General features: G+C 69.7%; 23 protein-coding genes. 8 read left to right on the top strand and 15 right to left on the bottom strand.

Translation table 11 applies throughout. The features are described 5' to 3' along the window. Positions 1-21: 21 nt before the first annotated feature. From treZ to ACIPY8_RS04120, 4 genes are read right to left on the bottom strand one after another with little or no spacing between them, the layout of a single operon-like run. Positions 22-1,779 (bottom strand): malto-oligosyltrehalose trehalohydrolase, encoded by a 1,758-nt coding sequence (gene treZ / locus ACIPY8_RS04105; protein WP_400815252.1) that lies wholly within the window; start codon positions 1,777-1,779, stop codon positions 22-24. Further along, on the bottom strand, positions 1,776-4,124 hold the full coding sequence (gene treY / locus ACIPY8_RS04110; RefSeq protein WP_400815254.1) for a malto-oligosyltrehalose synthase: 2,349 nt from the start codon (positions 4,122-4,124) through the stop codon (positions 1,776-1,778). Before treY ends, treZ begins: the two co-directional genes overlap by 4 nt. Continuing rightward, positions 4,121-6,328: a glycogen debranching protein GlgX gene (gene glgX, locus ACIPY8_RS04115; protein ID WP_400815257.1), complete on the bottom strand. Its 2,208-nt coding sequence runs from the start codon at positions 6,326-6,328 to the stop codon at positions 4,121-4,123. The genes treY and glgX overlap by 4 nt, the downstream gene beginning before the upstream one ends. Then, positions 6,325-6,624: a hypothetical protein gene (locus ACIPY8_RS04120; RefSeq protein ID WP_400815259.1), complete on the bottom strand. Its 300-nt coding sequence runs from the start codon at positions 6,622-6,624 to the stop codon at positions 6,325-6,327. The genes glgX and ACIPY8_RS04120 overlap by 4 nt, the downstream gene beginning before the upstream one ends. Before the next feature lie 329 nt (positions 6,625-6,953). Here ACIPY8_RS04120 and erm point away from each other — a divergent pair, with 329 nt between their 5' ends. Next, the gene (erm, locus tag ACIPY8_RS04125; RefSeq protein ID WP_400815261.1) at positions 6,954-7,727 is read left to right on the top strand and encodes a 23S ribosomal RNA methyltransferase Erm; all 774 of its coding nucleotides are present in this window, start codon (positions 6,954-6,956) and stop codon (positions 7,725-7,727) included. 61 nt (positions 7,728-7,788) lie between these two features. Then, the gene (gene thrC, locus ACIPY8_RS04130) at positions 7,789-9,192 is read left to right on the top strand and encodes a threonine synthase (RefSeq protein ID WP_400815263.1); all 1,404 of its coding nucleotides are present in this window, start codon (positions 7,789-7,791) and stop codon (positions 9,190-9,192) included. Here the strand turns inward: thrC and ACIPY8_RS04135 are convergent. From ACIPY8_RS04135 to ACIPY8_RS04150, 4 genes are all read right to left on the bottom strand, one after another. Next, complete coding sequence (locus tag ACIPY8_RS04135) at positions 9,167-9,994, bottom strand: lysostaphin resistance A-like protein (RefSeq protein ID WP_400815266.1); 828 nt, start codon at positions 9,992-9,994, stop codon at positions 9,167-9,169. The genes thrC and ACIPY8_RS04135 overlap by 26 nt on opposite strands. A 150-nt stretch (positions 9,995-10,144) precedes the next feature. Continuing rightward, entirely contained in the window at positions 10,145-10,555 is a 411-nt protein-coding gene (locus tag ACIPY8_RS04140; protein WP_400815268.1) for a VOC family protein, read from the bottom strand. Between the two features lie 87 nt (positions 10,556-10,642). Continuing rightward, positions 10,643-10,909, bottom strand: coding sequence for a glutaredoxin family protein (locus tag ACIPY8_RS04145; RefSeq protein ID WP_400815270.1), 267 nt, complete (start codon positions 10,907-10,909; stop codon positions 10,643-10,645). Positions 10,910-10,965: 56 nt separating this feature from the next. Next, the gene (locus tag ACIPY8_RS04150) at positions 10,966-11,973 is read right to left on the bottom strand and encodes an FUSC family protein (protein WP_400815273.1); all 1,008 of its coding nucleotides are present in this window, start codon (positions 11,971-11,973) and stop codon (positions 10,966-10,968) included. 51 nt (positions 11,974-12,024) lie between these two features. Here ACIPY8_RS04150 and ACIPY8_RS04155 point away from each other — a divergent pair, with 51 nt between their 5' ends. Both ACIPY8_RS04155 and ACIPY8_RS04160 read left to right on the top strand, forming a co-directional pair. Continuing rightward, a complete protein-coding gene (locus ACIPY8_RS04155) occupies positions 12,025-13,356 on the top strand; it encodes a M20/M25/M40 family metallo-hydrolase (protein ID WP_400815275.1) in 1,332 nt (443 codons plus the stop codon). A gap of 58 nt (positions 13,357-13,414) precedes the next feature. Further along, positions 13,415-14,869, top strand: coding sequence for an MFS transporter (locus tag ACIPY8_RS04160; RefSeq protein ID WP_400815277.1), 1,455 nt, complete (start codon positions 13,415-13,417; stop codon positions 14,867-14,869). A 15-nt stretch (positions 14,870-14,884) separates the two neighbouring features. Here the strand turns inward: ACIPY8_RS04160 and ACIPY8_RS04165 are convergent, their stop codons facing one another. From ACIPY8_RS04165 to ACIPY8_RS04185, 5 genes are all read right to left on the bottom strand, one after another. Continuing rightward, positions 14,885-15,193 carry a hypothetical protein gene (locus ACIPY8_RS04165; protein WP_400815279.1) on the bottom strand — a complete coding sequence of 103 codons (309 nt, stop codon included), beginning with the start codon at positions 15,191-15,193 and terminating at the stop codon, positions 14,885-14,887. 151 nt (positions 15,194-15,344) lie between these two features. Further along, positions 15,345-16,514 carry an RtcB family protein gene (locus ACIPY8_RS04170; protein WP_400815281.1) on the bottom strand — a complete coding sequence of 390 codons (1,170 nt, stop codon included), beginning with the start codon at positions 16,512-16,514 and terminating at the stop codon, positions 15,345-15,347. Between the two features lie 301 nt (positions 16,515-16,815). Then, positions 16,816-17,148 carry a hypothetical protein gene (locus tag ACIPY8_RS04175; protein WP_400815283.1) on the bottom strand — a complete coding sequence of 111 codons (333 nt, stop codon included), beginning with the start codon at positions 17,146-17,148 and terminating at the stop codon, positions 16,816-16,818. A gap of 127 nt (positions 17,149-17,275) precedes the next feature. Further along, entirely contained in the window at positions 17,276-17,677 is a 402-nt protein-coding gene (locus ACIPY8_RS04180) for a VOC family protein (protein WP_400815285.1), read from the bottom strand. 32 nt (positions 17,678-17,709) lie between these two features. After that, a complete protein-coding gene (locus ACIPY8_RS04185; protein WP_400815288.1) occupies positions 17,710-18,477 on the bottom strand; it encodes a siderophore-interacting protein in 768 nt (255 codons plus the stop codon). A gap of 99 nt (positions 18,478-18,576) precedes the next feature. On the opposite strand from ACIPY8_RS04185, the gene ACIPY8_RS04190 reads away from it, so the two are divergent. The 4 genes from ACIPY8_RS04190 (at position 18,577) to ACIPY8_RS04205 (ending at position 22,474) form a co-directional block, all read left to right on the top strand. After that, complete coding sequence (locus ACIPY8_RS04190; protein ID WP_400815290.1) at positions 18,577-19,575, top strand: ABC transporter substrate-binding protein; 999 nt, start codon at positions 18,577-18,579, stop codon at positions 19,573-19,575. Between the two features lie 124 nt (positions 19,576-19,699). Further along, complete coding sequence (locus ACIPY8_RS04195; RefSeq protein WP_400817642.1) at positions 19,700-20,701, top strand: ABC transporter permease; 1,002 nt, start codon at positions 19,700-19,702, stop codon at positions 20,699-20,701. Further along, a complete protein-coding gene (locus tag ACIPY8_RS04200; RefSeq protein ID WP_400815292.1) occupies positions 20,691-21,722 on the top strand; it encodes an iron chelate uptake ABC transporter family permease subunit in 1,032 nt (343 codons plus the stop codon). Before ACIPY8_RS04195 ends, ACIPY8_RS04200 begins: the two co-directional genes overlap by 11 nt. Continuing rightward, positions 21,719-22,474: an ABC transporter ATP-binding protein gene (locus ACIPY8_RS04205; RefSeq protein WP_400815294.1), complete on the top strand. Its 756-nt coding sequence runs from the start codon at positions 21,719-21,721 to the stop codon at positions 22,472-22,474. Before ACIPY8_RS04200 ends, ACIPY8_RS04205 begins: the two co-directional genes overlap by 4 nt. A 14-nt stretch (positions 22,475-22,488) precedes the next feature. On the opposite strand, the gene ACIPY8_RS04210 is transcribed toward ACIPY8_RS04205, so the two are convergent. Both ACIPY8_RS04210 and ACIPY8_RS04215 read right to left on the bottom strand, forming a co-directional pair. Next, a complete protein-coding gene (locus ACIPY8_RS04210; RefSeq protein WP_400815296.1) occupies positions 22,489-22,686 on the bottom strand; it encodes a hypothetical protein in 198 nt (65 codons plus the stop codon). Between the two features lie 37 nt (positions 22,687-22,723). Beyond that, a complete protein-coding gene (locus ACIPY8_RS04215; protein ID WP_400815298.1) occupies positions 22,724-23,680 on the bottom strand; it encodes a DNA-3-methyladenine glycosylase family protein in 957 nt (318 codons plus the stop codon). Positions 23,681-23,721: the final 41 nt, after the last annotated feature.

Below are 23,721 nucleotides of genomic sequence, written 5' to 3' on the forward strand. Positions count from 1 at the left end.
CGAAATCCTTGATTCTCGTGCTCACCGCGGTGGACCGACGACCACCGCCGACTCGGGTGCGACGGCGATCCGGGTGTCGTGCACGCGCGCGGACGTGGTCTCGAGCAGCACGCGGTCTTCCGCTCGTACGTCGAACTCGATCTCCTCGGCAGTGAGATTCACCAGCACCGCCACCGAACCGCGATCGATGCGGAACGCGCGAGCCTCCGGCGCGGCATCCGCGTGCTCGACGGCGGCGACCGTGTGCGTCATGTCGGGGTCCGTGAGTTCCGGTCGATCCCGCCGGAGGGCGGTCAGACGCCGATACAGCGACAGGAGGCGAGCGTGGGCCGGTTCCTCGAGCTCGCTCCAGCGCAGGTGCGAGCGCTCGAACGTCCCGGGATCCTGCGGATCGGGAACCCGCGCCGGATCCCAGCCCATCTTGGCGAACTCCCCGATGCGCCCCTCGGCGGTCGCGCGGCCGAGCTCGGGTTCGGGATGCGAGGTGAAGAACTGCCAGGGCGTCGACGCGCCCCACTCCTCGCCCATGAACAGCATCGGCGTGCCGGGTGCGGTGAGGGTCAGCACGGCCGCCACGGCCAGGCGTCCGGGGGAGAGAGTCTGCGACAGCCGGTCGCCGGCGGCGCGGTTGCCGATCTGGTCGTGGTCCTGCGCGAAGGTCACGAGGCGCCACGCGGGAACGGCCGGCGGGATCGGCGCCCCGTGCGTGCGCTCCCGGAACGACGAGTACGTGCCGTCGTGGAAGAAGCCGCTCTGCGAGACCTTCGCGACGGCATCCGCGGCGGCGAAGTCCTCGTAGTATCCGGCGGTCTCGCCGGTCAGCGCGACGTGCACCGCGTGATGCCAGTCGTCCGACCACTGGGCCGCGAGGCCGTATCCGCCCGCCTCACGGGGGAGGATCAGCGTCGGGTCGTTCAGGTCCGATTCCGCGATCAGGGTCAGCGGGCGGCCGAGGTGCGCCGAGAGCGCGTCGACCCGCTCGGACAGCTCCTGCAGGATGTGCACCGGTCCATCGTCATGGAGGGCGTGCACGGCGTCGAGGCGCAGGCCGTCGACGTGGAAGTCGCGCAGCCACATCAGAGCGTTGTCGACGATGTGGTCGCGCACCGCGCGCTCGTCGAGGTTCACCGAGGCGCCCCACGTGTTGCCCCGGCCGTCGCGCAGGTACGGCCCGAACTCCGGCAGGTAGTTGCCGCTCGGTCCGAGGTGGTTGTAGACGACGTCCTGCACCACGGCGAGGCCGTGCCCGTGGGCGGCCTCCACGAACCGCTGATAGGCCGCGGGTCCGCCGTAGGCCTCGTGCACGGCGTACCACAGCACGCCGTCGTATCCCCAGTTGTACCGGCCGTTGAAGGAGTTCACGGGGAGCAGTTCGACGTGCGTGACGCCGAGATCGACCAGGTGGTCGAGGCGGCCGATCAGTGCGTCGAGCGTGCCCTCCGGCGTGAAGGTCCCGACGTGCAGTTCGTAGATCACGGCGCCGGCGAGCTGACGTCCTGTCCAGGACTCGTCGGCCCACTCGAACATGTCGGTGTCGAAGACGGCGGACGGCCCGTGCACGCCGCCCGGCTGGCGCCGCGAGCGGGGGTCGGGACGCAGGTCGTCGCTGTCATCGAGGAGGAAGCCGTACCGCTCGCCCTCCACGAGCGTCTCGTCGAGCGCCCACCATCCGCCGCGATCGCCGTCGCGGGCGAGATCCTCCTCGCCGATCATCGCGCCGCCGGGTGCGAGGCGCCGCAGTCGCACGCGCTCGGCGAGCGGAGCCCAGACATCGATCATCGCTCGTCCACCAGCAGGGCGACCGGGTACGTGTCCAGCAGCTCGGCCAGGCGGACGGCACCTGACGGGATCCGCCGCCCCGTGAACACGTCGGTCGCGGGCAGCTCGGACCTCAGCAGCACGGTGTCTCCCCAGCCTCCCGATCGCTCCAGTCCCACGGGGAGCCGTGTCGCCACGGCCGTCACCCCGCCCCGGTCCATCGCGATCGCATGCTCGGATGCCGCACCCGCTGCCACTCCCGCGCGATACCGCTCGAAGAGTTCGGGGTGATCCCGACGCAGGCGCAGCGTGCGCGAGACCACGAGCAGCTTCGCCCGCCCCGAATCGTCGATGGGAGGGAGCGCGCCGCGCGCTGCATCCGCGTCGAGCGCACGCAGCATCCGCATCCGTTGCTCGAAGTCGACGGGTCGACGGTTGTCGGGATCGACGAGCGAGTGGTCCCACAGCTCGGTGCCCTGATAGACGTCCGGCACACCGGGCGCCGCGAGCTGCAGCAGCTTCGCGGAGAGGGAGTTGCTCCGTCCGTGGGCGACGATCTCGCCCACGAAGCCTTCCACGATGCCGCGACCAGCGCCGTTCGCCGCCTCGGCGACAGCGGTGACGCCCTTCTCGAACTCCGCGTCGGGATGCTGCCAGGTGGTGCGCTCCGCCGCTTCCCGCGCCGCCTTCAGACCGTAGTCGCGCAGTCGCTCGGTCGAGATCGGCCACGCGCCGACCGCGGCCTGCCAGAGCAGGGCGTCGAGCGGGCCGTGGCCGGTCGACGCGACAGCGCGCAGCTCGGTCAGCACCTCCGCCCAGCGCTCCGGCATCTCGGCGAGCACCGACAGGCGCGCCCTGACGTCCTCCGAGCGCTTGGTGTCGTGCGTCGACAGAGTGGTCATCGAGTGCGGCCATGACGCGAGCCGGGTGCGCTGCGCGTCGTGGAACTCGTCGACCGTCAGCGAGGCGATCGACGGATCGGCGCCGACCTCGGTCAGCGTCCCCAGCCGGGTGAAGCGGTAGAACGCGGTGTCCTCGACTCCCTTCGCCATGACCGCGCCGCTCACCTGCGGGAAGCGCTCCGACACCTCGAGCTCGGTGTCGAGCAGCAGGGGGGTCAGTTCTCCGATCGCTGCGGCGAGGTCGGGTCTGCGGGCGGCCGCCGCCTCGATGGCCTGCTGCAGGTGCTCGCTCCCGGCGGGGAGATAGGAGCGGTACACCGGGAATCCGGCGATGATCTCGACCAGCGCGTACTTGGCCGCCACCACGCCGTGCGGCAGCGACCGCACGAGGCGGTGCACCTCGGACTGGAGGATCGTCTCGGCGACCATCCGCTTCGTGGAGACGGTGAGGTCGTGCCACGCCTCGAGGGCGGGCAGGTCGGACTCCTCCCGCAGGCGTGCGTCGAGGTCATCGAGCTGCGCGACACCGGCGCCGTCGACGAGGACGCGGTCGATCTCGGCGAGGGCGTCGTACCCGGTCGTGCCGTCGGTGCGCCACCACGAGGGCAGTTCCTCGCCCGGTTCCAGGATCTTCTCGACCAGCGTGTACGCGGCGCCCGTGGCATCCGCGAGGTCCTCGAGGTACCCCGCGGGATCGACGAGACCGTCCGGGTGATCCACGCGCAGGCCGTCGGCGAGACCCTCGGTGATCCATCGCACGATCTCGCGGTGCGACTCCTCGAACACGTCGGGGAGCTCCACCCGGATGCCGGCGAGCTCGGGCACGGCGAAGAAGCGGCGGTAGTTCAGCTCGGCGTTCTGGTCCTCCCAGAACCGCAGCTCGTAGTGCTGGGCCTCGAGCAGCGCGGGCAGGTCGTGGGCGAGATCGCCCGTGCCCGGAGCGAGCGGCAGCACGTGCTCGAAGTAGCTCAGGGTGCCGTCGGGTGCGTCATCGGCGGCCGCGGTCTCGACGACGATGTCGCCCGCGGCCAGTACCTCCGAGAGCGCCGCGCCGAGGATCGGCAGCCGGAGGCGCCCGTCGCCGAGACGCCGGTCGACATCGAAGGCCACCGCGTGCCGCGACGCGCGGCCGAGGCGCAGCACATCCCACCACCACGGATTGTCCCGCGGGCTGCCGACGCCGACGTGGTTCGGCACGATGTCCACGAGGATGCCGAGTCCGGCCTCGCGCGCGGCGGCGGCGAACCGCTCGAGTCCCGCGCGGCCGCCGCGCGACTCGTCGACGTGCGAGTGGTCGACGACGTCGTAGCCGTGGTCCGATCCGGGTGTCGCGGCCAGCAACGGCGAGAGGTAGGCCCAGGATGCGCCGAGTTCCGCGAGGTAGCCGCTGACCCCGGCGGCGTCGTCGAGTGTGAAGCCCGCTCGGATCTGCAGTCGGTAGGTCGAGAGCGGTCGACGCGTCACCGGCGGACCTCCGGTGACGGGGCCGGCGCGGGATCGGTGTGTTGCGTCTGCATGCGCAGCGAGGCCTCGACCGAGACGTCCGCCGGCGCCTCGGCCTCGGCGGCGGCGCGCAGCACGAGCAGGGACGTCGGCTCCAGCCTGACGGGAGACCCGGCCTGGAGGGCGTGCTCGCCGGCGCGTTCCCCGAAGGTGTCGACCACCACGTCCCACGCGGCGCCGTGCCTCGCGTCCGGAATGACCGCGTCGACGGCATCCGCGCCGCTGTGGAAGTACACGAGGAAGTTCTCGTCGCTCACCGGCTGGCCTCGACGGTCCTTCTCGCGGATGCCCTGGCCGTTCAGGAACATCCCGACGGCCAGGCCGAAGCCGTTGTCCCAGTCCTCCGGCTCCATCCGCGCGCCGTCGGGCCGCAGCCACACCACGTCGGGCACCCGCTCGCCGTCCTCCGACCGCACGGGTCGGCCGTCGAAGAAGCGGCTGCGCCGGAACGTCGGATGCGATCGCCGCAGTCGTGCGACCGCCGCCGTGAACTCGATCAGCGGCTGGTCCGCGGACTCCCAGTCCACCCAGGTGATCTCGTTGTCCTGCGCGTAGCCGTTGTTGTTGCCGCCCTGCGTGCGACCCAGCTCGTCGCCGTGCGAGATCATCGGCACGCCCTGCGAGAGCAGCAGCGTCGCGAGGAAGTTCCGCTGCTGACGAGCGCGCACGCGGTTCACGTCCTCGTCGTCCGTCGGCCCTTCCACGCCGTTGTTCGCGGACCGGTTGTGCGATTCGCCGTCGTTGTTGTCCTCGCCGTTGTCCTCGTTGTGCTTCTCGTCGTAGGAGACGAGATCGCGCAGGGTGAAGCCGTCGTGCGCCGTGACGAAGTTGATCGACGCGACGGGGCGTCGGCCCGAATGCTCGTACAGGTCGGCCGAACCCGTGAGACGCGAGGCGAACTCGCCGAGGGCCTGCGGCTCGCCGCGCCAGAAATCGCGCACGGTGTCGCGGTACTTGCCGTTCCATTCCGTCCACTGGGGCGGGAAGTTGCCCACCTGGTAGCCGCCGGGGCCGACGTCCCAGGGCTCGGCGATGAGCTTCACCTGCGAGACCACCGGATCCTGCTGCACGAGTTCGAAGAACGCCGCGAGTCGGTCGACGTCGTAGAACTCCCGCGCGAGCGTCGAGGCGAGGTCGAAACGGAATCCGTCGACGTGCATCTCCGTGACCCAGTAGCGCAGCGAGTCCATGATGAGCTGCAGCGAGTGCGGGTTGCCGGCGTTCAGACTGTTCCCGGTGCCCGTGTAGTCGGTGTAGTACCGCCGGTCCTCCTCCAGTCGGTAGTACGCCTCGTTGTCGATGCCGCGCATGGACAGCGTCGGGCCGAGGTGATTGCCCTCCGCCGTGTGGTTGTAGACCACATCGAGGATCACCTCGATGCCGGCCGCGTGCAGCGCCCGCACCATGGCCTTGAACTCCTGCACCTGCTCCCCGTGCTGGCCGCTCGAGGAGTACTCGTTGTGCGGAGCGAGGAACGCCAGGGTGTTGTAGCCCCAGTAGTTCGACAGCCCCTTCTCCTCGAGGGTCGAGTCGTGCACGAACTGGTGCACGGGCATGAGCTCGATCGCGGTGACGCCGAGCCGCGTCAGGTGGTCGATGACGGCGGGGTGCGCGATGCCGGCGTAGGTGCCGCGCAGGTCCTCGGGGATCTCGGGATGCTGCTCGGTGAGTCCCTTCACGTGCGCCTCATAGATGATGCTCTGCGCGTAGGGCGTCTTCGGGAGGCGGTCGCCGGCCCATTCGAAGAAGGGGTTGATGACGACGCCCTTGACCATGGCCTCGGCGGAGTCGTCGTCGTTGCGCGAATCGGGCTCGCCGAAGTCGTAGCCGAACAGCGACTGGCCCCAGTCGAGCCGGCCGGACACCGCCTTCGCGTAGGGGTCGAGGACGAGCTTGTTCGCGTTGAAGCGCTGTCCCTGGGCCGGGTCGTGCGGGCCGTGCACGCGGTAGCCGTACAGCTGACCGGGGTGCACCGTGGGCAGGAAGGCGTGCCAGACGAACGCGTCCACCTCGTCGAGCGGGATCCGCTCCTCCTGGCCGTCGTCGTCGAAGAGGCAGAGCTCGACCTTCTCGGCCCCTTCGCTGAACAGCGCGAAGTTGGTCCCCTGGCCGTCGAAGGTCGCGCCGAGGGGATACGCCGAACCCGGCCAGATCTCGCGGGTCACAGAGCGCGCCGAGTCGCCGCAGCGCGGTGCAGCACCGTCTTCATCGCATCATGGAAATCGTGCACCTGCGCCACTTCCTCGGCGTTCGGGTAGTACTCGCCCACGTAGCAGACGAAGACCGGTGGGACGTGTTCGATGAATCCCACGGCTCCGTCGTGCAGGACGACGTAGCGGTCGAGGTCCACGCGCTCGTAGAGCGGCTCGGGAGCGGGCGCCGATGCGGCGGCGTTCCGAGGTGAGACCTCGTGAGCGCCGGTGCTCTGTTCGTCATGTGCGGTGGGGGTGTTCGCAGCCATGATTCCTCCCGATTCTGTTGTGTGGCCTCGACGTTAGAACGTCCGTGCGAGGCGCGATATCCCATTGCCGGGGAGCCGTTCACGCGCTATACCGGCATTTCCTGCGGCGGCCCCTCCCGGTAGGCTGGCCGCATGATAATCAGCGCGCCCGCCGTGATGGGGCGCACCCTCGTGTTCCGCGACCGCCGCGCCTGACGGCGCGCTCGCCTCTCCGCACGCCACCGCGCGCCGTCCTCCGAGATCTCATCGCACCTCGGACGGGCCTTTCGACGCCTCCGCGCGTCCCGCCTCCGTCGAGGTGCTCCGAATCCTTCCTCCGGAGCGCACTCATGCCTCGCTCGCATCATGGCGGCCGCCACGAACTCGGCCAGAACTTCCTCACCCATCGCCCGACGATCGACCGGATCGTCTCCCTCGTCCACCGCGCCCCCGGTTCGATCCTCGAGCTCGGCGCGGGCGACGGCGCTCTCACGCGAGCTCTCGCCGGGCTCGGCCGTCGGCTCACCGCTCTCGAGATCGACGAGCATCGGGCCCGTCGTCTCGACGCGGCGCTCCCGCACGTCCGCGTGATCGCTGCCGACGCCCTGCGTCATCCGCTCGATGCCGACGTGATCGTCGGCAACATCCCGTTCCACGTCACCACGCCGATCCTGCGTCGCCTGCTGTCGACGTCGGACTGGAGGCACGCCGTGCTCCTGACGCAGTGGGAGGTGGCGCGGAAACGCGCGGGCGTCGGCGGCAGCACCATGATGACGGCCCAGTCGGCGCCGTGGTTCACGGTGGAGCTGTGCGGACGCGTTCCGGCGTGGGCGTTCGTGCCGCAGCCGAGCGTGGACGGCGGTCTGCTCTCGATCACACGGCGTGCCGCGCCGCTCGTACCGCTGCGGGACCGGAAGGCCTACGAGGAGTTCGTGCGGGCGGTGTTCAGCGCGCGCGGCACGAGCCTCGCGACGATGCTCGCCGTCGCCGCACGGACGACGGCGCCCCGGGCACGAGCCGCTCTCGGCGACGCGGGGGCCCCGGCGCGACGGCTTCCGCGCGATCTCCGCCCTGAGGAGTGGGCGATCCTCTGGCATCGTCTCGGGCGCAGATCGCGCCCGTGAAACCACGCTCCGCACACCTGCGAGAATGGAGGTCCCGCCGATTCCGATCCGAGGAGCGACCGTGCAGTACATCTCCACCCGAGGCGGCATGCAGCCGCTGCCGTACTGCGACACGCTGCTGGAAGGCCTCGCCCCCGACGGCGGCCTCGCTGTGCCCGAGGTCATGCCGACCGTCGACGGCGAGACGCTCGAACGGTGGCGCGCCCTGACCTACCCGCAGCTCGCGACCGAGGTGCTCGGCCTGTTCGCGACCGACATCCCGCGCGAGGACCTCGCCCGCATGACCGCGGCCGCCTACGAGCCGTTCCCCGGCGCGGTCGTCCCGCTCCGCGACATCGACGGCGGGCTCACGCTCGTCGGCCTCTCCGAGGGCCCGACGCTCGCGTTCAAGGACATGGCGATGCAGTTCCTCGGCCAGGTCGTCGAGTACGCCCTCGAGCGCAAGGGCTCCGTGCTCAACATCGTCGGTGCCACGTCGGGCGACACCGGATCCGCCGCCGAGCACGCGCTGCGCGGCAAGGAGCGCATCTCGGTCTTCATGCTGTCGCCGCAGGGCCGCATGAGCGCGTTCCAGCGGGCGCAGATGTTCTCCCTCGACGACGACAACATCCACAACATCGCGATCGACGGCGTCTTCGACGACTGCCAGAATCTCGTGAAGGCGCTCGCGGGAGACCTCGACTTCAAGCGCGCGCAGCATCTGGGCGCGGTCAACTCCATCAACCTCGCCCGCATCACGGCCCAGGTCGTCTACTACTTCTGGGCGTGGCTTCGTGCCACGGACGCCGGAGGCTGGACAGAGGTCTCTTTCACGGTCCCGTCGGGCAACTTCGGCAACATCCTCTCCGGGTTCTTCGCCAAGGAGATGGGCCTGCCGATCCGTCGGCTCGTGCTCGCCGCGAACGAGAACAACGTCCTCGACGAGTTCTTCCGCACGGGCGTCTACCGTCCCCGGAGCGCTGCCCAGACGCTGGCGACGTCGAGCCCCTCGATGGACATCTCGAAGGCCTCGAACCTGGAGCGCTTCATCTTCGAGCTCGTCGGCCGCGACGCGGCGCGTGTCGTGCAGGCGTGGAACGACCTCGACACCGAGGGGTCCTTCGACTTCACGGACGACCTCGCCCGCTTCGTCGACGAGTTCGGCATCGTGAGCGGCACCTCGACGCACGCCGACCGGCTCGCGACGATCCGCTCCGTGTACGAGACCTCGGGCGAGGTGATCGACCCGCACACCGCCGACGGCGTCAAGGTCGCGCGCGAGTATCTCGAGCCCGGCGTCCCGATGCTGGTGCTCGAGACCGCCAAGCCCGAGAAGTTCGCCGAGACGATCCACGAGGCGATCGGCGTCGAGCTGGACTACGCCGCGGATCTGCGCGAGATGCTCGACGCCCCGCAGCACGTCACCGAGATGGCGGAGGACGAGCAGACGCTGCGCGCTTTCATCGAAGAGCACGCTCTGCGCTGAGCGCCGGCGCACTCGCGCGCGACGGACGCATGAGCCAGATCGCGGCTGTGAGCGTCAGGATCCAGCCGATCACCTCGATGAGAAGGTGGTCGGTGCCGCTCGGCACGGACTGGAGCAGGTACACCCGGATGCTGTTGATCGCGCCGTGGGCGAGCACGGCCGGCCACACGCTCCCCGAACGCCACCGCAGCGCGAGCAGGAGCGGTGCCCAGGGGAGCATGCCCGCGAAGTAGACGATGATGTCGAACAGGGGGCGATCGCCGATCACCGCGAGCACCGGCAGGTGCCAGACGATCCAGACGAGACCGCTCACGGCCGCGAGCGGCCAGAAGCCCCACGACCGGGCCCGCGTGGCGAGCCAGCCGCGCCAGCCGAACTCCTCGCCGATCGCGAGGACCGACTGCATCGCGAGCACCGGGAGGATCCAGATGCTCGCCGCGAAGATCTGGTCGACCGGGTTGAGCGTCGCGATGCCCGTCGCCAGCGCGACCGCGGTCTGCGCCGCGGCGACCGCCGTGATGATCCCCATGCCCGCGAGGATCCAGGGGACCTGACCCCGCCAGGTCGTCGCGAAGGTCTGCCGGAACGTACCCGGCCGACGCACGAGCCACAGGATGATCGCGGCGATCAGCGGGGTGGTCTGCATGATCGGGGTGATGAGGTTGTCGAACTCCGACGGCACGAGCCGGAACACCATCGGCGCCGAGAACGCGAAGCACAGTGCCACCGCGATCGTGAAGAAGCAGACGACGTCGACGGTGGTGGAGCGCGCGGAACCCGTGCGCGCGGGGAGAGCCTTCATGGTGACCTCGGTTCGTGGGGAGGTGGCGCGGAGAAGCACCGCCTCCCGCACTGTACGAACGCGCGACCATCGCCCGGAACCGAGGAAGCCCGACGGCCGTCGAGGGGTTTCCCTACGTCGTCGTCGGGTTCTCCCTCGGACGGGTTCGGCTCATTCGGGGTCGCCGTGCAGCATCCAGGCGATGCCGAAGCGATCGACGAGCATGCCGAAGGTCCCGCCCCACGGCGGGGTGTCGAGCGGCATCGTGATGCTCGCGCCGTCGGCGAGCCGGTCCCAGACCTCCTGCGTGCGCGCCTGGGTGTTGCCGCTCAAGGAGACCGAGATGCCGGCGGGCCGCTCGTACGGCATCCCGTCCGGCGTGTCCGAAGCCATGAGCACGAGGCCGTCGGGGGTGGTCAGCTGCGCGTGCATGACCAGGTCGCTCTGGTCAGGGCTCTGCACCATCTCGGGGAACTCCCCGAAGACGTTGATCTCGAGGTCGCCGCCGAGGACGCCCTGATAGAACTCCATCGCCTGCCGCGCGTCCGTGCGGAACGAGAGATACGGATTCAGATTCGCCATGTCATGCCCCCGGAGTGTGTGATGTGGAGCGCCGTCCGCTCCGTCGCACGCTCATTGTGCGCCGGGGTCCGACATCTCACAAGAGGGTCAGGCCGGCAGCGCCTTCACCGCCGCGGTGAGCACCTGCGGCACCGTGGGCACACCCTCCGCGCGGAACACCTCGGCGCCGGAGCCGTCGCGGATGATCACGGTCGGCGTGAAGCGGATGTCGAGCGCTTCGGCGGCCTCCGGGTCGGCGGCGACGTCGATCTCGGTCAGGCTGGCGTCGGGCAGATAGCGCGTCGCATCGCGGAGCACGGCACGCGTGCGCGCGCACGCGCCGCAGAACGACGACGAGACCAGGGTCAGCTCCATGGCGCTCCTTCCTCCGCAGAGGAGAACCGTCGGGACCCGCACGCTGTTCCCGTGGGTCAGCGCTTCGCCATCGCGCGCGGGTGGAGCAGACCGGATGCCGCGCCCAGCGCCGCGCCGACCACGGTGTCGACGATCCGCTCGAGTGCGACGTCCAGCGAGCCGATGTCACCCGTCGCCGCGCCCGTGAGGAGCAGCACGAGCGGGGTGATGAACACGAGCGCGAGGGCGTAGTGCCGCACGACCACGAGCTCGATCGTGAACTGCAGCGCCCCCAGCAGGACCGCGAGCCACAGCCCGACAGGATGCAGGAGGGCGAGCAGCGCGTAGGCACCGGCGCCCACGACGGTGCCGAGCATGCGGTGCAGGCCTCGCTCGACGGCCGCCCGACGCGCGGCGGCGACGCCGATCACCGCGACCGCCGATCCCACGATCCAGTACGTGCGCGTGGGGTCGATCACGAGTCCCAGCAGTACGCCGAGGACGGCGACGAGTGCGACGCGGAGGAGCAGCATCCGCGTATCGGCGTTCAGCGCCGGACCGGGGAAGAGGTCGGCGAACGGGCGACGTCCGCGGGCCCGGACCCGCGGAAGCGCGAGCGGGGCGGCCGCCACGGCCAGGGAGAACACGCATCCGCCCGCGAGCGCGGCGAGGTACGCGAGCGGCTCGATCGGCGAGTCGGCGACCACGTGTGCCGACAGGCCGAAGACGAGCACGAAGAACAGCGGACCCGGCGGCCCCAGGCGGAAGCCGAAGCACAGCGCGGCGCTGACGGTCGAGACGACGACGACGCCGATGCTCACCAGCCAGGGGTACCCCGCGACGGCGACCCCGAGCGCGCCGGCCGCGATCAGGCCCGCGGCGATGAACGGAAGCAGACGCACGCGGTCGACGGCGGGGGCCGAGCCCGCGAACAGCACGGTGAACGCGCCGGAGGCCGCGACGTAGCCGAGCGGCGCCTGGCCCAGCATCGTCATCAGAGCGATCGGCACCGCTATGCCGACTGCGGCCTGCGTCGCGACGGGCCATCGCGGTCCGCGCGACGGGGACAGGGCGAACCGGCTCACCCCTCGATTCTCTCGCGTCGCGGCGCGCACTCCCGACGATACGATGGCCGCGTGACAGATCCCCGCCCCGGCATCGCCGACCGGCTCTCCCGGATGATCCAGCTGCCCACGGTGTCGGCCGAGCGGGAGCAGCGGGGCCCCGGACCGTTCGAGGACTTCGTCTCCCTGATCGCCGAGCTCTACCCGCGCGTGCACGCCGACCTGCAGCTCGAGCGCCACACGGATCTCGGGCTGCTGTTCCACTGGCGCGGGCGTTCCGCCTCCGACGCGCCGGTGGTCCTCATGGCGCACTACGACGTGGTGCCGGTCGACGAGACCGACGCCTGGACCCACCCGCCCTTCGCCGGGGTGATCGCCGACGGCATCGTCTACGGGCGCGGTGCGCTCGACGACAAGGGGCCGCTCATCGTGGTGCTCGAAGCGGTGGAGAACCTCCTCGCCGACGGCTTCGTGCCCGCGCGTGATGTCTACCTGTCGTTCGGCGGCAACGAGGAGACCTACGGCCGTGCCGCGGAGGAGATCGCCCGGGTGCTGCGTGAGCGCGGCATCGTGCCGTGGCTGGTGGTGGACGAGGGCGGCGCAGTCGTCGACGCCCCGCTGCCGTTCGTCCCCGGGCGGGCCGCCATGATCGGCGTGGGGGAGAAGGGCGTCATGACCCTCACGCTCACGGCGCGCGGCGAGGGCGGGCACGCCTCGGCGCCACCCGCGCTGACGGCGGTGCGTCGGGTCGCGCGGGCCGTCGACCGGCTCGGCCCCGCGACGTTCCGTCCCCGCCCGTCGACCGCGATCGCCCGGATGCTGACCCGTCTCGCCGAACGGACCCCCGGCCCGGCCAGGCACCTGCTGCGTGCGCTCGGCGCGGCGCCGTGGCTCACCGGACAGGTGTTCGCGCTGCTGGGCGGGGAGCCCGCGGCGCTCGTTCGCACCACGGTCGCTCCGACCATGCAGTCGGGCGGCACCGCGGCCAACGTGCTCCCCTCCCAGGCGTCGGCCACCGTGAACCTCCGCATCGCGCTGGGCGAGACGACGCAGCAGACCGTGCTGCGGGTGCGGCGCCGCATCCGAGATCCGCGCGTGACCGTCACGGTGATCGAGGCGAGCGCGCCGTCCCCGGAGTCCCCGGTCGACAACGAGCAGTTCGCCCTCCTGGCCGATGCGCTGGCGGTGTCGCACCCCGGGGTCCCGGCCGTGCCCTATGTGATGATGGCCGCGACCGACTCGCGCCACTTCCACCGGTTCTCGCCCGCCGTGTACCGCTTCGCGCCGCTCGACATGTCGAACGAGCAGCGGGCGTCGATCCACGGCGTCGACGAGAACGTCGAGATCGCTGCGCTCGAAAGGGGAGAGCGGTTCCATCGGGCGCTCCTCGAACGGCTAGGGTGATCTCACCCCTGTCCGGACGCGTTCGCGTCCGGGCCCGCCTTGTCACCGAGGAGCCGCGATGACGCGCACCCGAACCCTGGGAACCCTGGCCGCCGTCGTCGGCTTCCTCGCCTTCGTCGAGTTCACGAGCGGTGTGCTGCAGGGGTACTACACGCCGATGCTCAGCGACATCGCGCGCCACCTCGGCATCCACGACGCCGACGTCAACTGGCTCGAGGGCACCCAGCTCATGCTCTCGGCGCTGGTCGTCCCCGCGTTCGCGAAGCTGGGCGACATGGTCGGGCACAAGCGGATGCTGCTGATCTCGACGGCTCTCACCGCCGCGGCCGCCCTCGTGCTCCCCTTCACCGACTCGTTCGGGGTCTTCCTCGTGGCGTGGACGCTCATGGGGTTCTACGTCGTCTGGCTGCCGTTGGAGATCGCCCTCATCTGGTCGCGATCCCGCCGCATGGAGGGGCGTGCCACGATCACCGCGAAAGCCGCGGGACTGCTCGTCGCAGCGCTCGAGGCCGGGGCGATCATCGGGGCTCTCGCGGGCGGGGCGCTCATCGACGTGCTGCCGCTCACGGTCGTTCTGCTCGTCCCCGCCGTGCTCATCGTGGTGTGCTTCTTCGTCATCCTGTTCGGGGTGAAGGAGTCGCCCGACCCGGTCGGCGGCGTGTTCGACACGGTCGGCGTGATCCTCATCTCGCTCGCGCTCATCTGCTTCACGGGCGGTCTCAGCCTGTTGCGCCTCGAGGGCGGACTCGTCAACCCGTGGTCGTGGGCGGTCGTGGCGCTCGGCATCCTGCTCGTGATCCCGTTCGTGCTGTGGGAGCTGCGCTGCGACGACCCGCTGATCGACGTGCGGATGTTCCGCTCGCCCGCACTCGGCCCGGTGTTCCTCACGGCCGGTCTCTTCGGCGTGAGCGTGCTGGGAGCGCAGGCGCCGCTATCGACGTTCGCCCGCACCGACCCCGGTGTGTACGGCTACGGGCTGGGCACCACCGGGTTCGCGACGTCGCTCATCATCGGGGTCTACCTCGTCGCGATGATCGCGGGCGCGCTGCTGTTCCCGGTGATCGCGCGGGCCCTCACGCCCCGCCTGACGCTCCTGGGGGCCTCGCTGCTCGTCGGCGTCGGCTTCCTGATGTTCCTGCCGTTCCACGCGACGTATCTGCAGGTCATCGTGAACATGGTGGTGGTCGGGCTCGGGTCGGGAGCGCTGGTCGCGGCCCTGCCGGCGGCGGCGGCCTCCGCGGCTCCGGCCACGCAGACCGGCGTCGCGACGGGCCTCACGAACTCGGTCAAGACCGTCGGTGGAGCGATCGCCTCCTGCGTGTTCGGCATCGCTCTGCTCGGCGGTGCGACCGGCGCGGTCGAGGGCACCGCGGGGTCGTTCGCGGGCTACGTGACGGTGTGGGTCGTGTGCGGCGTCACCGCGCTGGTCGCCGCCGCGGTGCTCCTGTTCGTGCCGAAGACGGCGTTCACCGATCGGACGGATGCCGAGGCCGCCGTCGAGCCCGTGCTCTGAGTGCTCGGCGCGAGGTCACTCGCGGTCGAGTCCGAAAGTGCGCTTGACGAGCGCCTGCACGTCGCGGTCGAGGCCGTCGATGCGAGTGCTGATCGCGTCGATACGGCTGTTCACGGCGTCGAACTTGCTGTTGACCGCGTCGAACCTGCTGTTCACGGCGTCGAACTTGCTGTCCACGGCCTCGAACCGAGCGTTCATCTCACCGCGGAGGCCGCCGATCTCGGCACGGAGGATCCGTACGAACAGGATCGACACGATGCCGATCATGCTGAACAGGGCGGTGCTGATGACACCGATCACCGTCCAGGTCTGCGCATCGTTCATGAACCCCATCCCCCGATCGTCGCACCGATCCGAGGAGTCTGACACGCTCCTCCCGTAGCGAATTCCGGGATTCCACGAACTGGGGAGAACTTCCGAGCGGGCCACGGGTGGGGAGGAGGGGTGGGTGACGAGTCGTCACCCACCCCTCCGTTCAGTCGCCCTTCACGTTGACGAGCTGCCGCAGCGTGTGCCGGATCGAGACGAGGCTCGCGGCATCCGCCATCACCTGATCGATCGGCTTGTACGCCTGCGGGATCTCGTCGATGAACGCATCGGTGTCACGGAACTCGATGCCTGTCATCGCTTCCCGCAGCTGCTCGTGCGAGAAGGTCCGTCGAGCCGCCGACCGCGAGTACTCCCGGCCCGCTCCGTGCGGTGAGGAGTTCAGCGACTGCGGGTCGCCGAGGCCCTCCACCACGTACGACGCGGTGCCCATCGATCCGGGGATCAGACCCGGCCGGCCGGCGTCCGCCTGGATGGCTCCCTTACGGGACACCCACACCTGCTTCCCGTAGTACTTCTCCGATTCGGTGAAGTTGTGGTGGCAGTTGATCCGCTCCCGCTCGTCGACCGGAGTGCCGAGGAACTCGGACACCTGCCGGATGACGCGGTCCATCATCTCCTCCCTGTTCAGCAGGGCGAAGTGCTGGGCCCACCGCAGCTCCCGGATGTACCGGGTGAACTCCGGAGTGCCCTCGACGAGGTACGCCAGGTCGGGGTCCGGCAGCTCGATCCACCACTGCTTCGCAAGCCGCTGGGCGACACCGATGTGGTGGCCGGCGATCTTGTTGCCCACGCCTCGAGACCCCGAGTGCAGGAACAGCCACACGCGGTCGAGCTCGTCGACCGACACCTCGATGAAGTGGTTGCCCGAGCCGAGCGTGCCCAGCTGCAGACGCCAGTTCCCGGCGTAGGACGCGGGGTCGAAGCCGTTCTTCTCGGCGAGCTGCTCGAGCGCGGCGATCCGTGGCTCCGCCGTCGCGACGACCTTGCGGTTGTACCGACCGGCCGACAGCGGGATGGCGCGCTCGATCTGCTCCCGCAGCTCGCCGAGTGCGCGACCGTCGAGGTCACCCCTCGTGAACTGCGTGCGGACGGCGATCATGCCGCAGCCGATGTCGACGCCGACGGCCGCGGGAATGATCGCGCCGAGCGTCGGGATGACCGAGCCGACCGTCGCCCCATTGCCGAGGTGCGCATCCGGCATGAGCGCCAGGTGCGGGTGGATGAACGGCATGCGGGCCGTGGTGTGCGCCTGATCGAGCGTCCTCTCGTCGATCAGCGATGCCCACGACAGCAGCCGTGCGGAGAGCCTCTCCATGATTCCTTTCCTTGTGGTGATGTCCAGCCACAGGTCAGGGGTCCTCCCATACGGAAAACGCCCCGGACCTGACGGTGCGGGGCGTTGCGAGAGCGGATGCTGTCACACGGCGCGCGCCGGAGGGTACGACTCGTTGCGGTCATCGTGCTTCTGCTGAAGCATCGACACCGTTGCGTTGGGAAGATTCCGCAGGGCGGTCATCCGTCGTCTCCTCGGCTGGTGTGCTGCGCCGATCGGCACAGCTTTGTCACAGTAGGGCACGACACGCCCGGGCGTCAAGAAAGCCTCCGTTCGAGTCGGCTCACTCGCGGTCGAGCCCGAAGGTGCGCTTGACGAGCGCCTGCACGTCGCGATCGAGTCCGTCGATGCGGGTGCCCATCGCGTCGATGCGGCTGTTGACGGCGTCGAAGCGGGCGTTCATCTCGCCGCGCAGGCCGTTCATCTCGCCGCGAAGGCCGCCGATCTCGCCGCGGACTTCACTTCGGAGGCTGTTGATGTCTCCGCTGAGCTCGAAGCGGACGCTGCCGATCTCGGCGCGGAGGATCCGTACGAAGAGGATCGACACGATGCCGATCATGCTGAACAGGGCGGTGCTGATGACACCGATCACCGTCCAGGTCTGCGCATCGTTCATGAACCCCATCCCCCGATCGTCGCACCGATCCGAGGAGTCTGACACGCTCCTCCCGTAGCGAATTCCGGGATTCCACGAACCGGGATAACCCCTCCGTGCGGCCGGATGTGGAGGACCAGCCGCTCCCTCAGTTCTCTCGCGGCGGGTTGTACATGAACTCGATGCGAATCCCGTCGGCGTCCTCCACGAACGAGGCGTAGTAGCGCTCGGAGTAGCGCGGGTACTCCTTCGGCTCGCGGACCACGGTCCACCCGGCATCCGTCGCGACGCCGTGCAGGCGCTCGACCTCCTCGCGCGAGGGTACGGCGAAGGCCATGTGCTGCCAGCCGATGCGGCCGTGTCGATGCGGCGCGGAGTCCTCGTCCCACGTGTAGAGGATGATCTCGGTCTCGTCGCCGTTGTTCCACGAGATCGAGTGGTCGTCCTCACCTCCGGGGACGTAGCCGAGGGCCGTGAGGATCGGGTGGAACTGGCTCCGTCCGCGCTCGAGGTCGTCGACGGTGATGCCCAGGTGATCGAGAAGCGCCATGCGGCCAGTCTGCCAGGCGAGCTGCCGGCACGTCAGTGCGGTGCGTGATACTCCGCCTCACCGCGCTTCCAGTAGCCCTTGACGACGGCCTTCGCCGCGTCGACGTTCCATCGGTCGAGGAGAGCACGGCCCGGCTTGACGACAGATTGCTCGGCGCCGATGAAGACGAAGGGGTCGTCGCCCACGGCATCCGCCTCGCGCAGACCCTCCAGGAAGGCGATGAGCGCGGAGCCGGACCGCGCGTCGCCGCGGTGCAGCCACTCGACGTCCACGGGTGCGTCGATGTCGACTTCCCGACCGGCGGAGACGGTCTCGATCACGATGCGGGCCGGGGCTCCGACCGGGACGAGCGCGGCGAAGCGCCGGATCGCGGGGATGGCGGTCTCGTCTCCGACCAGGAGCCATGATCCGGGTGTTCCACTGATGACGGCCGAGCCGCGCGGTCCGCCCACGCCGATAGACGAGCCGAACGGCGCCGTCGCCGCCCACGGCGCGGCGACCCCGGAGCCACCATGCACGGCGAACTCGACGTCGAGCCAGTCATCGCCCCAGGCGAGGGGCGTGTACTCGCGGCTGGGCGCCTCCCGCATCTGCTCGATCGACGACACCGGTCCGGTCGGGAAGAACAGGCGCATGTGGTCGTCGGCGCCGGGGGAGTCGAAGCCCCGGAGGTCGTCGCCCCGCAGGCGCACCCGCACGAAGTCCGGCGCGAGCCATTCCCGCTCGACGAGCGTCACGGTGCGGAAGCGCAGGTCAAGTCCACGGCGTTCGATCGAGAATCCCGATTTCATTTCCCTCATAAGGTAAGGCTAACCTACTTAACGCGTGTCTTAGGCATGCCTAAGTCCGTCTCTCCGCGCCGAGCAGGCGCACCCGCTTCGCAGAACAGGAGTCTCTCCATGTCCATGCCCAGAACCGTCGCCGCCACCGGGATCGGCCTCGTCGGCATCCTCGCCCTCGGCGGCTGTGCCGCAACGTCCGACCCGGCCGAGACCGAGCGGCCCGCCGCATCCGAGGACTACTACCCGGTCACGGTGACCGACATGGCGGGCAACGAGGTGACGATCGAGAGCGCCGACAGCGTGGCCATCACCGACAACCGCTTCTTCCAGCTCGCGGCCGACTGGGACCTTCCCGTCACGGTCGCTCCGCTGGATCTGTTCAGCCCCGAGAACCCCCTCAAGGACTCGTCGGACATCCTCAACATCGGCCTGCACACCGAGCCCGATTTCGAGCAGATCGTCGCCGCCGACCCCGACCTCGTCGTCAACGGCTACCGCTTCAGCAGCGAGGAGAACGCGAAGGGCGTGCGGGACGCTGCTCCTGACGCCGCGTTCCTCGACATGACGGGTCCCGAGGACCAGTCCGCCGACGAGTTCGTCGTCGAGAGCGTCACGCTCATGGGCGAGGTGTTCAACCGCAAGGACGAGGCCGAGGCGCTCGTGGAGGAGTTCCACGCTGCCCGCGACGAGGCGAAGAGCGCCTACGACTCCGAGAAGACCGTCATGGGCCTCGTCACCTCGGGCGGAGAGATCAACTACTCCAACCCGACCGATGGCCGTGGGTCGAGCATCTTCTTCGACCTGGTCGGGATGACCCCGGCGCTCGACGCCGAGGGCTCGTCCGACCACACGGGCGACAACGTCTCGCTCGAGGCGCTCGCCCAGGCGAACGCCGACTACCTCCTCGTGCTCGACCGCGACGCGGCGGTGTCGGAGGAGGGACAGACGGTGATTCCCGCTCTCGAGCTCATCACCGGCTCCGCGGCCCTCGCGAACGTCCCTGCCGTGCAGAACGAGGCCATCACCGTGATGCCGGCCGACTACTACCTGACGGAGGACGTGTTCGCGTACATCGCGGTCCTGAACGGGCTCACCGAGCTGTTCGAGTCCGCCTGACCCGCTGACGCCACCCGCGCGCCGCTGCCCGTCCGACCGGACGCGGCAGCGGCGACCGTCCTGTCCGGAGAGACCTGTGACTTCGACGACTCCCGCCGAGCCGCCGTCCCGACGCATCACGAACATCGACGCTCTCGCGAGCGTCGCGACACGGCCGCATCCGCGTTCCCGATGGGCGCGCACCTGGCCTCTGATCCTCGCCGGGGTCCTCACCGTCGGCCTCATCGCCGTGTCTCTGTTCACGGGGGTGGCCGACATCACGGCGGGGATCGGCGACGGGGGCGAGTTCCTCTGGATCACGCGCGTGCCGCGCACCGCCTCGCTCGTGCTGGCGGGGGCGAGCATGGCCATGGCCGGGCTCGTGATGCAGCTCATGACGCAGAACAGGTTCGTCGAGCCGACCACGGTGGGCACGACGGAATGGGCGGGCCTGGGGCTCCTCGTCACCTACATCCTGCTGCCGGAGTCCGGCATCGTCGCGAAGATGGTGATCGCGATCGTCTTCGCCTTCGCCGGCACTCTCGTGTTCTTCGCATTCCTGCGGCGTGTGACACTGAAATCCTCGCTGATCGTGCCCATCGTCGGCATCATGTTCGGCGCGGTGGTCGGCGCCGTCTCGACGTTCCTCGCGCTGCGCTTCAACCTCCTGCAGGTGATAGGCGGCTGGTTCCTGGGGCGCTTCACGGGCATCGAGGTCGGCCGCTACGAACCGCTCTGGATCGTGCTGGGCGTCTCGATCGTCGTGTGGATCGCCGCCGACCGCTTCACCGTCGCGGGCCTGGGTCGCGACATCGCGACGAACGTCGGCCTCCACTACGAGCGCGTCGTGCTGCTCGGGGTGGGACTCGTGGCGATGACGACCGGCGTCGTCACGGTGATCATCGGGGCCCTGCCGTTCCTCGGACTCATCGTCCCCAATCTCGTCGCCATGGTGCGGGGCGACGATCTGCGCGCGAACCTGCCGTGGGTGTTCCTCACCGGCATCTGGATCGTGACGGTCTGCGACCTCATCGGCCGCACGATCATCATGCCGTTCGAAGTGCCCATCTCCTTGGTGCTCGGCGTCGTGGGATCCGCTGTGTTCATCGTCATGCTCCTGCGCACGAGGAGGCCCCGTGTCCGCTGATCCCGCCATCCACGCCACGGTCAGGCGCGCCGGGCCCTTCGCCGATCCGGCGCACCGCCGGCGGTACCGTCTCGTGCTGGCGGGACTGGTCCTGGGCGCTCTCGTCGTCACGGCGCTCCTGCTCTGCTGGGACAACCCCTATGTGCCGTTCAGCGAGCGGTGGCTGCGGATCTCGCGCATGCGCGTCTCCGGCGTCCTGGTGATCGCCGTCGTCACCTTCTGCCAGGCGTTCGCGACAATCGCGTTCCAGACGACCACGAACAACCGCATCATCACGCCGTCGATCATGGGGTTCGAGTCGCTGTACGTGCTGATCCAGACCGCGATCGTGTTCTTCTTCGGCGTCGCGGGCCTCTCGGGCCTCGACCCGTTCACACGCTTCCTGCTGCAGTCGGCGCTCATGGTGCTGTTCGCCGTGCTCCTCTACTCCTGGCTGCTGTCCGGGAGGTTCGGCAACCTCCACGTGATGCTGTTGATCGGCATCATCCTCGGAACCGGGATGGGAGCCCTGTCGACCTTCCTGCAGCAGATGCTCGACCCCAACGAGTTCGACGTGCTCGCCGCGCGGCTGTTCGGCAGCATCACGAACGCGAACACCGATTTCCTGTGGTTCGTCATCCCGGTGTGCGCCGCCGCCGGAGGAGCGATCTGGATGCTCTCGACGCGTCTCGACCTCCTCGCGCTCGGACGCGACATCAGCACGAATCTCGGTCTGAACCACAAGCGCCAGGTGATGCTCACGCTCACGCTCGTCGCGGTGCTCTCGGCCATGAGCACCTCCCTGTTCGGTCCGATGACGTTCCTCGGATTCCTCGTCGCGACCCTCGCATACGCGATCGCCGACACCTACGACCACCGGCTCCTGCTCCCGATCGCCTGCCTGCTGGGGTACGTGGCGCTCGGTCTGGCCTACTTCCTCCTCAAGCACGTGTTCACCCTGGTCAGCGCCGTCACGATCATCGTCGAGCTCATCGGTGGAGTCGTGTTCCTCATCGTCATCCTCCGAAAGGGGCGACTGTGATCCGCATCCGCGATCTCGTCCACCGGTACAGCAGCGACACCGCGATCGGTCCCGTCTCGCTCGATCTCCCGGCGGGGGGCGTCGTGGCGCTGATCGGACCGAACGGTGCCGGCAAGTCGACCCTGCTGACGATGATCGGCCGTCTCCTCGCCCCGGACGAGGGGTCCGTCGAGGTGGCCGGGGTCGACGTGCACCGGGCGCCGTCGAAGCAGGTCGCGAGGATCGTCTCGATCCTGCGACAGGAGAACCACTTCGTGACGCGGCTCACGGTGCGCCAGCTCGTCGGCTTCGGGCGCTACCCCCATTCGGGAGGTCGCCTCACACAGGTCGACGAGGACAGGATCTCCGAGGCCATCGACTTCCTCGGGCTGACCGCGCTCGAGCAGCGCTTCCTCGACGAGCTCTCCGGTGGGCAGCGGCAGCGGGCCTACGTCGCGATGGTGCTCGCGCAGGACACCGAGTTCGTGCTGCTCGACGAGCCGCTCAACAACCTCGACATGAAGCACGCCGTGCAGATGATGAAGCACCTGCGCCGGGCGGCGGAGGAGCTCGGACGGACGATCGTCATCGTGCTGCACGACATCAACTTCGCGGGGCACTACGCCGACCGCATCTGCGCGATGAAGGACGGGAAGGTGGTGGAGTTCGGGACCCCAGCGGAGATCATGACCGAGGACGTGCTCACCCGCGTCTTCGACACCCCGGTGACGGTGGTGGACGGGCCGTCGGGGCCTCTTGCCGTGTACTACTGAGGCGGCAGGTCGGACTACAGCTCGATGCCGTGGTCTTCGTCGTTCACGCCGGCGTTGCGGCCGCGCCGCGACTCGTAACCGAGGAACCAGCCGAGCCACACGATCGCCGCGAGCAGGAGACCGAGCCACACGTTCTGGAAGATCAGGCCGATCACGACGCCGATCACGAGCAGGCCGAGCGTGACGGAGAGACGGAGCGCGGTGCGGGACATGGCCCCAGCCTAGGGCCGTTCCGTCGGTCGCCGATGGTCAGTGGCGGCGGTGATCGGCCGGTGTGAGGCGCGGACCACGACGCGGCTCGCTGACGCCGCTCGCGAAGATCAGGCGGATCACGCGTTGGCGGTGCCCCGCCCACGGGGCCAGGAGCCGCAGCATCCCGGCGTCGTCGGTGCGATGACCGGTGAGCGCGTAGCCCACCTCGTGCGCCAGATGGTAGTCGCCCACGCTCACGGCGTCGGGGTCGCCCAGGGCGCGGAGGCGCGTCTCGGCCGAGGTCCACAGCCCGACACCGGGCAGGCTCGTGAGAACGCGGTCGCGGTCGTCCCCGGTCGGCGCCGCGAGGAGGGCGCGTGTGAGGCCTTCACCGCGTGCGGCCACCCTGACGATCGTCTTCGACTGCGGGGGCTGCACTCCGGCGCGATGCCACTCCCACGAGGGGATGCGTCGCCACTCGTCGACCGTCGGGGCGACGGACATGGGTCGAGGTGTCGGTCCGGGAGCCCGGCGGCCGTGCTTCGTGACCAGCAGTCGCCACGCGCGGAAGGCCTCGAGGCCCGTGACCTTCTGCTCGAGGATCGCGCAGGCGAGCGCGTCGAACACCTCGCCGGTGCGCGCGAGACGCACACCCGGTGCGCGCCGGGCGGCCTCGGCGATGAGCGGATGCAGCGAGGGGTCGAATCCGGAGGCGTCATCGTCGGCACCGCACAGCGCGGGCACGAGGTCGACGGCCTCGGCGGCGCCGTCTCCCCAGGCGCTGATGCGGACCTCGTCTCCGACGACGCGGAGCGCGAGCGTGGCGGGGCCCCGTTCGGTGCGCACGGCGCGCCAGATCACCGGCCCGTCGAACACCATGGTCGGATCGCCGGGGCCGCGCCGCAGCATCCCGACAGTGCGGCGGAGATCGAGGGCGTGCCTCGGCCGGTACACGGACTCGAGACGCGGGTGCGCGCGCGCCTCAGCAGCGGCGGCATCCTGCGCGAGGGTCATGCGCCCACCCTACGTGGCGCTTCCGACACTCGGGTCGGAGC

The sequence above is a fragment of the Microbacterium sp. NPDC089696 genome (genome assembly GCF_044749125.1).
Lineage (GTDB): Bacteria > Actinomycetota > Actinomycetes > Actinomycetales > Microbacteriaceae > Microbacterium.